Origin of the sequence: Microcoleus sp. BR0-C5 (assembly GCF_036705045.1) — a bacterium.
Classification (GTDB): domain Bacteria; phylum Cyanobacteriota; class Cyanobacteriia; order Cyanobacteriales; family Microcoleaceae; genus Microcoleus.
In genome coordinates, this window is the sequence record NZ_JAUBTR010000014.1 from 65,042 (window position 1) to 77,103 (window position 12,062).

General features: G+C 47.0%; 12 protein-coding genes. 4 read left to right on the top strand and 8 right to left on the bottom strand.

Going from position 1 to position 12,062, the window contains the following annotated elements; all coding sequences use genetic code 11:
* Positions 1-131 precede the first annotated feature (131 nt).
* Positions 132-1,391: an MFS transporter gene (locus QUB08_RS09405; protein ID WP_333224504.1), complete on the bottom strand. Its 1,260-nt coding sequence runs from the start codon at positions 1,389-1,391 to the stop codon at positions 132-134.
* A 325-nt stretch (positions 1,392-1,716) separates the two neighbouring features.
* On the opposite strand from QUB08_RS09405, the gene QUB08_RS09410 reads away from it, so the two are divergent.
* A complete protein-coding gene (locus tag QUB08_RS09410) occupies positions 1,717-2,223 on the top strand; it encodes a hypothetical protein (RefSeq protein WP_333224505.1) in 507 nt (168 codons plus the stop codon).
* A 264-nt stretch (positions 2,224-2,487) separates the two neighbouring features.
* Here the strand turns inward: QUB08_RS09410 and QUB08_RS09415 are convergent, their stop codons facing one another.
* From QUB08_RS09415 to upp, 3 genes are all read right to left on the bottom strand, one after another.
* Positions 2,488-2,781, bottom strand: a complete 294-nt coding sequence (locus tag QUB08_RS09415; protein ID WP_333224507.1) for a TMEM165/GDT1 family protein — start codon at positions 2,779-2,781, stop codon at positions 2,488-2,490.
* Positions 2,782-2,840: 59 nt separating this feature from the next.
* Positions 2,841-3,308, bottom strand: coding sequence for a TMEM165/GDT1 family protein (locus tag QUB08_RS09420; RefSeq protein ID WP_333224508.1), 468 nt, complete (start codon positions 3,306-3,308; stop codon positions 2,841-2,843).
* Positions 3,309-3,526: 218 nt separating this feature from the next.
* Complete coding sequence (gene upp / locus QUB08_RS09425; protein WP_333224509.1) at positions 3,527-4,177, bottom strand: uracil phosphoribosyltransferase; 651 nt, start codon at positions 4,175-4,177, stop codon at positions 3,527-3,529.
* A 7-nt stretch (positions 4,178-4,184) separates the two neighbouring features.
* Here upp and QUB08_RS09430 point away from each other — a divergent pair, with 7 nt between their 5' ends.
* On the top strand, positions 4,185-4,388 hold the full coding sequence (locus QUB08_RS09430) for a hypothetical protein (RefSeq protein WP_333224510.1): 204 nt from the start codon (positions 4,185-4,187) through the stop codon (positions 4,386-4,388).
* A 265-nt stretch (positions 4,389-4,653) separates the two neighbouring features.
* Positions 4,654-6,198 (top strand): carotenoid isomerase, encoded by a 1,545-nt coding sequence (gene crtH, locus QUB08_RS09435; protein WP_333224511.1) that lies wholly within the window; start codon positions 4,654-4,656, stop codon positions 6,196-6,198.
* A gap of 152 nt (positions 6,199-6,350) precedes the next feature.
* Here crtH and QUB08_RS09440 read toward each other — a convergent pair whose 3' ends face one another.
* The gene (locus QUB08_RS09440; protein ID WP_333224513.1) at positions 6,351-6,791 is read right to left on the bottom strand and encodes a pentapeptide repeat-containing protein; all 441 of its coding nucleotides are present in this window, start codon (positions 6,789-6,791) and stop codon (positions 6,351-6,353) included.
* A gap of 529 nt (positions 6,792-7,320) precedes the next feature.
* Here QUB08_RS09440 and QUB08_RS09445 point away from each other — a divergent pair.
* Complete coding sequence (locus QUB08_RS09445) at positions 7,321-10,686, top strand: EAL domain-containing protein (RefSeq protein WP_333224515.1); 3,366 nt, start codon at positions 7,321-7,323, stop codon at positions 10,684-10,686.
* 281 nt (positions 10,687-10,967) lie between these two features.
* On the opposite strand, the gene sipA is transcribed toward QUB08_RS09445, so the two are convergent.
* The 3 genes from sipA to QUB08_RS09460 form a co-directional block, all read right to left on the bottom strand.
* Positions 10,968-11,189, bottom strand: coding sequence for a regulatory protein SipA (gene sipA, locus QUB08_RS09450; protein ID WP_333121141.1), 222 nt, complete (start codon positions 11,187-11,189; stop codon positions 10,968-10,970).
* A gap of 221 nt (positions 11,190-11,410) precedes the next feature.
* Positions 11,411-11,539: a hypothetical protein gene (locus QUB08_RS09455; protein ID WP_333224516.1), complete on the bottom strand. Its 129-nt coding sequence runs from the start codon at positions 11,537-11,539 to the stop codon at positions 11,411-11,413.
* 109 nt (positions 11,540-11,648) lie between these two features.
* Positions 11,649-12,017 carry a GIY-YIG nuclease family protein gene (locus tag QUB08_RS09460; protein ID WP_333224518.1) on the bottom strand — a complete coding sequence of 123 codons (369 nt, stop codon included), beginning with the start codon at positions 12,015-12,017 and terminating at the stop codon, positions 11,649-11,651.
* Positions 12,018-12,062: the final 45 nt, after the last annotated feature.

The window sequence follows — 12,062 nt, forward strand, 5'->3', positions numbered from 1 at the left end:
TGGTTATTGGGCATTGGGCATTGGGCATTGGGCATTGGGCATTGGGCATTGGGCATTGGGCATTGGGCATTGGGCATTGGGCATTGGTAGCAGCAACAAATGACTAATGACTAATAACTAATGACTAATAACTAATGACTGCTATTTTTCAACATTCGATCGAGCTTTTGCAAAATAAAAATAGCCGCGCCTACACTCAAAGCCAAACCCAACCAAAAATTATCCGCCGCCCATTTACCTCTATCCAAAGCCAAACCGCCCAGCGGCGGCCCGATTAAATAGCCGATCGCCCAACACTGAGAATTAACCGCTAAATACACGCCACGCAAAGACTCTGGTGCTAAATCCACCACCAAAGCCGAAGCAAAAGGCGTATAAGCAACAGTCGCAACTGACAAAAAACTCAAGCCTAAAACAGCTAAAAATAGATTGCCAGTTGTAGCCATTCCCGTCAAGCCGATCGCAATAAATCCCATTCCCCACAGCAGCGCAGAAATCATCAAAGCTTTCGGATAGGAAAACCGTTTCAAAGCTTTAACAATTGGCAGTTGCAAAGCAACAGTTAAAAACGTGCTAAAAGCAAACAAAACCGTAATTGTACCTGTTGAAAAGCCTGTTCCCGCCCCCACGGCGACAAACTTGCTAAAGTACAGCGGCATTGTGGTTTGGATTTGGGAAATATATAATGTGAACAGGGTATTTACTAAAGCATAAACTAGAAGACTTGGATCGCTCAGCGCCACAATCCAGCCATTTTCCCGATGTTTTTTGCCTCTATTCGCTGGATTAGCTGGTTTGTAGGTTTCGGCGATCGCGATCGCCACCACCGCAAACAGCACTAAAAACGAGATACCATCAATAATAAAGAGCGATCGATAATTCCCCGTTACCGCAATCAACAAACCACCTAAAATAATCCCAACTTGCAAACCCAAATTATCAGCCAGCCGCGTCAAAGCAAAAGCTTCCTGTCGCTGTTCGCCCTCAGTTAAATCCGCCACCATCGTCTCGGTTGGAGGCCAATACAAACCCACGCCAAAACCCATCAGTAAATTACCCGCAACTAAGCCAACGAAATCATTAGTCGCCGCCAGTACAAAAGAAGCCGCCGCCGCTATTATTGCCGCCAGCAGTAAAGTTCGTCGCCTTCCCCAAAATTTGGAATCACAAAAAGAACCGCCCAAAATTCTGCCGAATATTCCCGAAACTGAACCGCTACCCAAACCAATCCCAACAGCAGTAGCAGATAAACCCACGCGATCGACAAAAAATATCGGCGCGTAAAATAAAGTAAAACCGGTGCCGGTTTGTGAGAGGAATCTGCCTGCGGCAAGAATCCAGACTTGAGGGGGAAGACGGGGCCACCAAGATGATAATTGAAGTTTAGGCATATACACTTAAATTAGGAGTTAGTCCTTGACGCAGAAACCCGGTTTTTTTTATGAACATACGTTATCGCCTTTAATCATGGTCAAAAACCGATGTCTTTTGTCGCAGTGCGTAAGTCCTGTGAGTAATTCTTAATTTATTCCGTACTTTTTCGGAATTAGTATTAGTTAGTTAACGGAGGTGATGAAAAACATAAGTTAGCTTAACAATTCTTCAGGGTCTGTTACACAAAAGTTACCATTAATTTAAAAATACTTAACAGAATTTTAGAAAAAAGTTAGTTAAACTCTAGAAAAGGCAGAAGAAAATTTTAGAGGGTCTAATTATATGACAGCTATTACAACATCGAGAGTGGAATCAATCAAACCCCGCTGGCAAGCAATTGTCATGGTGGCCTTAATTTTCTGGCTCAGCGGTAGCCTGATTTTGGATCTAGTAATTATGCCCAGTCTCTACGTATCTGGCATGACGACATCTCCCGAGTTTGCAACGGCCGGAAATTTAATGTTCTGGGGATTCAACCGCGTTGAGTTAATCTGTGCGGGTCTGGTGGCAACGGGTGTGATGGTTTTGAGCAATTTAGTCGGTGACTTCGGCAAACGCAGCCGCACAGCAATCATATTATCATTGGTACTTCTGGCGATCGCCCTGATTGACACCTACGCCCTGACGCCCCAAATGAGCGCCTTGGGAATGCACCTAAATCTGTTCGCGGACGCAGCAGAAGTACCCGCCGGGATGAATCTACTGCACCAAGGGTATTTTGGCTTGGAAGCGCTGAAGTTGGCTGTCGCCGGTACGCTGCTGGGCTGGTGCTACCAAAACCAAGTTTAATCGACACAAGGCTCAGAGGTTGAGTTGAGAAAAAAAACTCAACCTGCAGCGGCGGGGGGCGTGAATTCACGCCCCCCGCTAATTTTTTAAATTTTAGCGATCGCAAACACCGGATTTGATATTCATCGGCGTTAATCTGTGTTGATCTGCCCTCATCTGCGGTTAAAAAAAGATAATTTCTGAACCGCAGATGAGAATGGATTGACGCTGATTCACGCAGATAAAGAGAAGAGAGAGCGGAATAATATAGACTGAGGGCACGCCCTACTCGGATGCTTCGGGTAAATCTGCTTTTGGCCACAGCAGGCGCAAGCCCATCACCGCAAATCCGATCGCCGCGACAGCCTTTACCAGTCGCTCAGGCAACACCTCTGCCGTGCCCAAGCCGATCGCGACGCCGATTAAACTCGCCAGCAGCAGCGCCGACGCCGTACCGAAAAATACAGCCCGCGGCGAGTTACAACTACTGCCCAGGGCGATCGCAGCTAATTGACTTTTGTCTCCCAATTCTGACAAAAAAACTGTAATAAAACTTAGTCCCAAAAGTTGCCAGTCCATGTTTTTTTAGTTCTTAGTTAGCTATTGTAGAAATCTAGGACATACCGACAGGCAGACAATTAACCCAGCACTTCCCACAGCAGAACCGCCGAAATCGCCAGCAAAATCACTCCTGCTGCTCTCTCCAAAGTTCTCGGAGCAATCCGACTAGCCAGCCACCTTCCCAGCAACACTCCCAGCAAACTGGTTGCTATCAAAGCCGAACCCGCACCCGCAAAAACGATCCAAGGATTTCGAGATTCAGCCGTCATCAGCAAAATTGCAAGCTGAGTTTTGTCTCCAATTTCAGCCAAAAAAATAGTTGCAAAAGTCGAAGCAAAAATTGCCCACTGCTTCGACTTCAGTTTCTTTTCTTCCTGACAAATATCGGGATTTACAGTCACTGAGAGTTCAGCGGGCTCCGGCGTTAAAGCAGCACAAATCTCAGTAACCTCTTTTATTTGTAGTTGTACCTGTTGTGGCAAATCATAATTGAGGTTTACGGAGTCAGAAGCAGACAAGCTTGGCGGAACAGAATCAAGTTTCACGGGCAATGAGTGCTAAACGCTATTGATTTTTGACTTGTACTTTTGATTCTAACTCTCTCTGTGCCTGCTTTTACCAAACCAGGGTCATCTTTTTCCCCCGAGCTTTCAGCAACTGATTCCTGGAACAACTCACGGCACCCAAAAAGGGATACCAGCCCTCGGATTTATCTGTCGAGTCAATCTAAGATCTAAAATCTAAAATTGACTGACTGACGGGTTCATGTGCCGTAAGTTCGATCGCCCGCATCTCCCAAACCAGGTACAATAAAGCCCTGTTCGTTAACTATTTCGTCGATCGTTGCCGTGTAAATCATCAAACTCGGGTACTCTGCACTCAGCCTCTTCAAAGCCGGAGGAGCAGCCACCACAGAGATAATCCGAATCAAGTTGGGGTCAATTCCCCGCTTCGTCAATTCCTGCATTGTCGCTATAATCGTGCCGCCAGTCGCCAGCATCGGCTCGCTAATTATCACCCGCGTTTCCGGGTTAAACTGCGCCGGCAACTTGTTCAAATAACAAGTCGGTTCCAGCGTCTCTTCATTCCTTGCCATGCCGAGGTGGTAAACCGAAGCCAGCGGCACAACCGTCTGAATTCCTTCCAGCAGTGACAAACCCGCCCGCAAAATCGGTACCACAACTAACGGAGCTTCCGGGTTGATAAAAGTCGCCGGACATTGTGCCAAAGGCGTCTGCACCGTTGTTTCCACTGTCGGCAGCCATTCTCGAATTGCCTCGTAAGCCAGCCACCTTCCCAATTCTGTCATCGCAGAACGAAAAAGTACCGAGGGGGTGGCGGCGTCGCGGGCTACAGCCAGCCAGTGTTTAATTAACGGATGCGGAGGAACGTAAACGCGCAGTTGCAGGGACATTAGAAAATTGGGGAAATTGCTAGGTTTGAGGGATTTTAGGCGGTGCGGTCGATCGTCCTTGAGGGCTTCGCCAACGGGCGATCGATCGCTCTGTGCAACTTATCACATCCTTGAGGGCGCATACAAGCCAGAGATTGAGTTAGAACCCATTCGCCGATCGACCTCCATCAGCTTATTGAAATATATTTCTAATAGTATTGATATTAATTAGCAACAAGGCTATAGTAATTTTTAGTGTTCTCCTCTCAAAGGATCTGCAGACGGGGGCAGTCGGCAATGGTAGACTGTTCCCGCATTTTTTTTTAAGCTGGGGCATCGGGTGTTGGGATAAGAGAGAGGGAATAGGGAAGAAGGAATGACGAATGCCTGACGATGAATAATTAATCCGTGTATCGGTGTCAAAATCAGTGTCGTGCCTTCTTTCTTCTAGAGCGATCGACTGTAATATTATAGAAATTATTAAGATTTTTCAGCTAATGTCAGCTCCTACCCAATCCCAGTTATTTTCTCCCAACTCCCGCCCTACACAGCAAGAGTTTGATGTGATTGTCATCGGTTCCGGCATTGGTGGACTCGTGACAGCCACCCAGCTAGCCGCTAAGAAAGCCAAAGTTTTAGTGCTCGAAAGCTATACAATTCCGGGGGGTAGCGCTGGATATTTCGATCGAGAAGGCTACAGATTCGATGTCGGCGCCTCCATGATTTTTGGTTTCGGACAGCGTGGCACCACCAACCTCCTCACCCGCGCTCTGAAAGCAGTCAACGTCACCTTAGAAACGATTCCCGACCCCGTACAGCTTCACTATCACTTACCCAGCGGCTTGGAACTTGAAGTTCCCCAGGCTTATGACAAATACTTGCAAGAATTAACTGACAGGTTCCCTCACGAACGCGAAGGAATCCACAAATTTTACGGCGAATGCTGGAGCGTCTTCAACTGCCTCAACGGCATGGAATTGCTATCTCTAGAAGAACCCGGATATCTGGTTCGAGTCTTTTTTCAGAATCCTTTAGCCTGTTTGGGATTAGTAAAATATCTGCCTCAAAATACTGGCGACATTGCGCGGCGCTACATCAAAGACCCTACTTTGCTGAAATTTATCGACATGGAATGCTACTACTGGTCTGTAGTACCTGCCGACTTAACACCGATGATTAACGCCGGAATGGTATTTTCCGACAGACATTACGGTGGCATAAATTATCCCAAAGGCGGAGTCGGTCAAATCGCCCAAAAATTAGTAGAAGGATTAGAAAAATGTGGCGGGCAAATTCAATACAAAGCTAAAGCGAAAAAAATTATCACAGAAAACGGCCGCGCTGTCGGAGTTGAGCTAGCAACCGGCGAAGTTTACCGCGCCAAGCGCATAGTTTCTAACGCCACGCGCTGGGATACTTTTGAGAAATTGCTGCCCGCAGAAGAGATGCCAGCTAGCGAAAAGAAATGGCAGCAGCGCTATCAAAAAGCCCCCAGTTTCTTGAGTTTGCATTTGGGAGTGGAAGCAAGCGTAATCCCTGCTGGTACTGCCTGCCACCACATTTTGTTAGAAGATTGGGACAAAATGGAAGCGCCGGAGGGAACTGTTTTGGTGTCAATTCCGACCGCGCTCGACCCAGATTTAGCTCCCGCAGGATATCACATCGTTCACGCTTTTACCTCTAGTTGGATAGAAGAGTGGGAAGGACTTTCGCAGCAGGAATACGAGGAGAAAAAGGAAGAGGCGGCAGGGAGAATTATTGAAAGATTAGAAAAGATTTTTCCCGGTTTAGATGCCGGTTTGGATTATATGGAAGTTGGGACAGCGCGCTCTCACCGCCGCTTTTTGGGGCGCGAAGACGGAACTTATGGGCCGATTCCGCGACAGAAGCTAATGGGTTTGCTGGGAATGCCGTTTAATCGAACTTCTATGCCTGGTTTATATTGTGTGGGTGACAGCACGTTTCCCGGACAGGGTTTAAATGCGGTGGCGTTTTCTGGGTTTGCTTGCGCGCACCGAATTGCGGTTGATTTGGGTTTTTAGCGGTAGTAGTAGGGTGCGTCAGATTGTTCGCTTGAAATAGGACATAAAATGTGAGGCTCCGGGGTATCCTACAAAAAGACTAAAAACCCGGTTTCTGGAGAGAAACCGGGTTTTTAGCCTCAAAATTGGTGTTTTCCATTCTTTTAACGAGTTTACTGGTCGTAGCTGCCGCCGACGCCGATTTGGGTATTGTAGATTTTGGCCTCAGTGATGGTCATATCTTCCATTGATGCGCCGGATACGTCAGTGGTGTTAATGATGGCGGCGGTCAGATTTGCTCGATCGAGGTCTGCGTCATTTAAACTGGCATTAGTCAGGAAAACTTGGGTTAAGTTAGCACCCGTCAAGTTAGCACCCGTCAAGTCAGCACCTTCGAGGTTGGCCTGATATAGGTTTGCTCCTCGTAAATTTGCTTCTCTCAAATCAGCACCAATTAAATGGGCTCCCATTAAATCTGCTCCTGACAAGTCGCACTGAAAACATTGCCCTGTTGACAATAACTGTTGGACGTGAGCGGGATTTTCAGCGCGAGCCGGGCCTGCCAACAGTAGGGGAGTAATTAAAAAAGTAGCGGCTAATAGATTGCGTTTCATAATCCCTTTTCCTCACAGACTCTGTATTCAAGTTCTTGTCTTGATATCTACAATCTTACCACGGTTGTTTTCGCAAGTTGCGATCTAATTCACAGCTTGGCTGTGATATCGATTGCCCTCAACAACGCATACATGGTCTCGACCAGCTCGCAAAACATAATTTCGCAAAACTTAACACTGCCGAACTTAATACAGTGCCTTTTTGTAGTAACCTTTTCTAGGTTAGCTAGGATCGCCAACAGATGCGTCTTTCTGAAGATGGATATGATTCGCAATGCTATGGATGATTTTAGCTGCGATCTTATCGCAAAAAGTTTACAAAAAATACCTTGTTTTTAGTAAAAGTGTCACGAGACAGAAAATTTAATTTAAAATAAAGATAAGCTTATAACTTTATAGGTAGACGAAAAGCAGTCACAAGACCGATCCCCAGCCCAAGCTCGGCTGCATTTTTAACAATAAATTTTAATTAGGTCTCAGCAGCGCCGTAAAAATCCACCTAGTGCTTGGAAATCAGCACTTTTTTGGAATGTCGCAGAGTCCACGCGATCGCAAAACTCAATTAAATATGCTCAAAAACGATTCATCCAAGTATTTGCCAACCTTAGCTCAAGTAATTGACCGCTACCCCTTGACAGTGGCGCCTGATACCCCACTAGCAGAAGTAATTACCCTGATGGGCCAACGGCGCCCAAGTTGCTCTCTAAACGCAGCCATTCCACCAACCGATATCTATCAGCAACTAACAGAAATCGCAAATCTCCCCACTAAGAGTGCATTCAGAGACGCGACAGGTGTCTGCGTCTTTGTCGTGGAAAAATCACTCTTAAAATTATCCTCGCCCTCGGCTCCACATTCTCAATTGCAAGGAATCTTCACAGAAAGGGATCTTGTAGATTTGATTGCCTCGGGCAAAAACTTAAAAGGTGTCACCATCGCAGAAGTGATGAGGCAGCCGGCAGCAACTCTGACACAGTCGGAGACTCAAGACATTTTCAGCGCCATAATTCTGCTGGGGCAACGAAGAATTAAGCATTTGCCAATATTGGATAGTGAAGGTCAACTCTTAGGAGTAATTACGCCGGAAAGCATTCGCCAAGCCATGCTGAAACCGGCAAATATCTTAAAAATGCGCCGCGTGAAAGAAGTAATGACCGCACAAGTCATTCAAGCACCTCGCTCCGCGTCAGTTAGGAGTTTAGCTGAGTTGATGGCCCAGCACCGCGTTAGCTGCGTAGTAATTACTGAATCAACAGAATTATCGAGGGATTCACCGTTCCCTATTCCAGTAGGTATAGTCACAGAACGGGATATTGTCGAATTTCAAGCTTTAGATATAGATTTGTCGCAAACGATCGCCCAAACTGTGATGAGTACCCCCTTATTTAGCCTCAAGCAAGAAGACTCGCTGTGGGTAGCTCATCAGGAAATGCACCAGCGTTTAGTCCGCAGGTTAGTAGTAACGGGGGAACAGGGAGAACTCCTGGGAATAGTTACTCAAACCAACATACTTCGCGTACTTGACCCGATGGAAATGTCCGGGGCGATAGATGTTCTGCACGATTCAGTGGCAGAAAGAACTAGGGAATTGCAAAAAGCGATCGCATCCCTCAGCTTGACTAACGCCAGACTAGAAAGCGAAATTGCTACCCGCGTTAGGGCCGAGGCCAGACTCCACCTTTTAGAATCTGCTGTAGTGAACGCTAACGACGCAATCGTGATTATGGATGCCGGAGATAGCGATATCTCCGACCCCACCATCATCTATACCAACGAAGCTTTTACCCAAATGACGGGCTACCTACCCGAAGAAATCATCGGACAAACCCCCAGTTGCTTGCGCGGCCCAGAAAGCGACCTCACCCAAGTCGATAAAATTCGCCGTGCTTTCTCTCGCCGAGAACCCCTACGCCTAGAATTGATTAACTACCGCAAAGACGGTTCAACATATTGGGTGGAACTCAACAGCGTACCCATTGCCGACAACTCCGGGAACGTTACCCACTGGGTGTCGGTGCAGCGAGATATTACCGATCGCAAGCGCATGGAACAAGCATTTTTTGAAGAAAAAGAACTCGCGTTTGTTACTCTACAATCGATCGGCGATGCCGTAATCGCTACTGACGCCGACGGCTGTATTTCCACCCTGAATCCAGTTGCCGAAACACTCACGGGTTGGTCTACCTCGGAAGCTAAAGGTTTGCCCCTCGCCAGCGTGCTGAGAATAGTTGACGAAACTACCAGGCTGCCGATCGAAAATATCGCCGAAATCGCTTTGTCCGAAGGTCGGATTGTTGACCAAGGACGCAACAATTTGCTGATTGCCCACAACAACACCGAATTTGCGATCGACCACTGCGTCGCCCCCATCCACGCTAGCAGCGGCGAAATTGTCGGGGCCGTCGTTGTGTTCCGAGATGTCACCCAAGTGCGAACTCAAGCGCGGCAACTCACCTGGCAGGCAACTCATGACCCCCTGACGCAATTAGTCAACCGCCGGGAATTTGAGTACCAGCTAGAGCACGCCCTACACGGCGCTCAAGGTTACGGGCAAGAACACGTAATGCTTTACCTGGATCTCGATCGCTTCAAAATAGTTAACGACACCTCCGGTCATGCTGCAGGGGACGAACTGCTTCGCCAAGTCAGCCAGCTATTTAAAAGCAATATCCACAAAACCGATATTTTGGCGCGTCTCGGCGGCGATGAATTTGCCGTACTCCTGTACAATCGTCCCGTCGAACGAGGATTGAATGTTGCTGAAACGCTGCTGCGAAGCATTCAGGGCTTCCGCTTTGCCTGGCAGGACAAAACTTTTTCGATCGGCGTCAGTATCGGTTTGGTAGCAATCAATCCCAAAACAGTCTCGACATCTGTGATTTTGAGCGCGGCCGATATGGCCTGCTACGCTGCTAAAAATAAAGGTCGCAACCGGGTACAGGTTTATCAAGCCGGCGATCAAGAATTAATCAAACAGCACGGTGAAACCGAGTGGGTGGTGCAAATTAATCAAGCATTAGAAGAGAATCGCTTTTGCTTGTTCTCTCAGCCGATCGTACCTTTGCTCAATTCTCCAACCACCGGAACCCACTGCGAAATCCTCCTGCGCCTCCAGTTGGAAACTGGTGAGTTAGTGTCGCCGATGGCGTTTATTCCGGCTGCAGAACGCTACAACTTGATGCACGCGATCGACCGCTGGGTAATTCATACTTTATTTAGCAATTTATCTAAAATTTTCACGGCAAATTTATTAGTCCAAAACCCCGCGGTAGACAGCGATAAAATAGTTACCTTCCCTGCTTGCTCTCTTTTGTCTGATCTGCCATCGTCATTTGGCAAATATCCCAACCTTTATTCAATCAACCTTTCTGGAGACAGCCTCAACGAAGAAAAGTTTATCGAGTTTATTCAGGAACAGTTTTCTATCCATCAAATACCGCCCCAAATAATTTGTTTTGAAATTACCGAAACCGTGGCGATCGGTAATCTCAGCAAGGCAGCCAGCTTGATTTGGCAACTCAAAGAACTAGGCTGCCAGTTTGCCTTGGACGACTTCGGCAGCGGGATGTCTTCCTTTGCTTACCTGAAAAGCTTGCCGGTTGATTATCTCAAAATTGACGGCAATTTTATTAAGAATATTGCCGACAATCCTATTGATGTCGCCATGGTGGAAGCTATTACCAAAATTGCTCACGTCATGGGAATTAAAACTATTGCCGAGTATGTTGAAAATCAAACAATTATGGATAAACTCAATGAACTTGGAGTTGATTACGCTCAAGGTTATCATTTGGGCAAGCCTCAACCTTGTAACTTCACATCTCCGATTTTAGAGGAAGTTTTGGGGGAGTTTCCTGTTAATTCTTTGGCTTTTGAGGCGAAGCTGGCTTGTTGAAGAGTTGACAGTTGACAGAAGGAAGAAGGAAGAAGGAAGAGGGAAGAAGGAAGAAGGAATAAGGAAGAAGGAAGAGGGAAGAGGGAAGAAGGAATAAGGAAGAGGGAATAAGGAAGAGGGAATAAGGAAGAGGGAAGAAGGAAGAGGGAAGAGGGAGAATTGCCCAATTCCCAATTCCCAATGACAACTGCCCACTGTCCACTGCCCACTTCCCAATGAAAACAGTCAACAGTCAACAGTCAACAGTCAACAGTCAACAGTCAACAGTCAACAGTCAACAGTCAACTGATAGCAGCTTCAATGTACTGACTGTCTAACAGAAAAGCACCTTTTTCAAAGCGAATTCCCCAATAATTGCCGGGACGCCGATCGATCACAACGCCTTCAGCGCCGATCGCAATTAAATTCGCAGGCCGCAGCATCGGCATCGGTTCGGCAGTTTTGACGTAAGGCGGCATCGCCACAACTCGGACTTTTTGACCGATTGTAAATTCTTTTTCCATGAGTTTTATTCCTTTTGGGCGCTCTTTCTCCCCCATTATTAAGGCAATACGCTTGGGCCCGTGGAAAATTGTAGGGAAAATGTTGGGTGGAGTGAAACGGAGGGTTCGTTCACTCGGGCCCAACCCTAGCGCGAGCGGTTTTTTAATCACTAACTGAACCGTATTGCATTATTAAGGGGGGCTGGGGGGATCTCTATATTCTATTGTTTTAGATCGTCGGCTTACTGATCTTTCAAGCGTTTAGCCAGCAGACAATCCTCAAAACTAAAGGATTCTTCATCTAAAAAGCTGGAGATTGCCATTTCGTAGGCGTAAGCCGGGGCGTAGCCATCGCGGCTTCGAGAGAACATTCAAGTTCAGTGGACTTGGACAAGAGGGCAGCTTTTATGTAGTCAGGCAAATAATCGACCAACTGATGAATAGCTTCTGGAGAAAGGTGTTGCATGTCGATTGTTTGATTCATAACTCTCTGGGGATTTTAACGTTGTAGGGAGAGTTGCTGGCTTGGAGGATGAGGGTTTCTAATTCATATGATAACCCCGGTCTTTGCCATTGGTTGAGAGTGACGAAGGCAATCCTTACTTCGTCTGGATTGTAGCGTTCGAGCCAGCCCCACAGAAAGGCTTTATGTCCGTTGCGAAGTCTGTCTCGCAAGTTTTTGGCTTTGCCAATGTAAAGCAATCCTTCGGAGGAATGCCGAAATGCGTATAAACCTACTCTGGTAGGAATGGTATTAAAGTTGTGGCTGAGGGGTTGGCATTGCTCGAATGGGGTGAAGGCGAGGGTGTCGAGAATTTGGCGCGCTTCTTGTTGGATAGAATTGGGCATGATGACAAGCGATCGTATTTGCCAGATTTTATATTGAACGATCGC

Coding starts and splice junctions, on each gene's coding strand:
- QUB08_RS09405 (WP_333224504.1), bottom strand. CDS start 1,391: ATGCCTAAACTTCAATTATCATCTTGGTGGCCCCGTCTTCCCCCTCAA.
- QUB08_RS09410 (WP_333224505.1), top strand. CDS start 1,717: ATGACAGCTATTACAACATCGAGAGTGGAATCAATCAAACCCCGCTGG.
- QUB08_RS09415 (WP_333224507.1), bottom strand. CDS start 2,781: ATGGACTGGCAACTTTTGGGACTAAGTTTTATTACAGTTTTTTTGTCA.
- upp (WP_333224509.1), bottom strand. CDS start 4,177: ATGTCCCTGCAACTGCGCGTTTACGTTCCTCCGCATCCGTTAATTAAA.
- crtH (WP_333224511.1), top strand. CDS start 4,654: ATGTCAGCTCCTACCCAATCCCAGTTATTTTCTCCCAACTCCCGCCCT.
- QUB08_RS09440 (WP_333224513.1), bottom strand. CDS start 6,791: ATGAAACGCAATCTATTAGCCGCTACTTTTTTAATTACTCCCCTACTG.
- QUB08_RS09445 (WP_333224515.1), top strand. CDS start 7,321: ATGTCGCAGAGTCCACGCGATCGCAAAACTCAATTAAATATGCTCAAA.
- sipA (WP_333121141.1), bottom strand. CDS start 11,189: ATGGAAAAAGAATTTACAATCGGTCAAAAAGTCCGAGTTGTGGCGATG.
- QUB08_RS09455 (WP_333224516.1), bottom strand. CDS start 11,539: ATGTTCTCTCGAAGCCGCGATGGCTACGCCCCGGCTTACGCCTACGAA.
- QUB08_RS09460 (WP_333224518.1), bottom strand. CDS start 12,017: ATGCCCAATTCTATCCAACAAGAAGCGCGCCAAATTCTCGACACCCTC.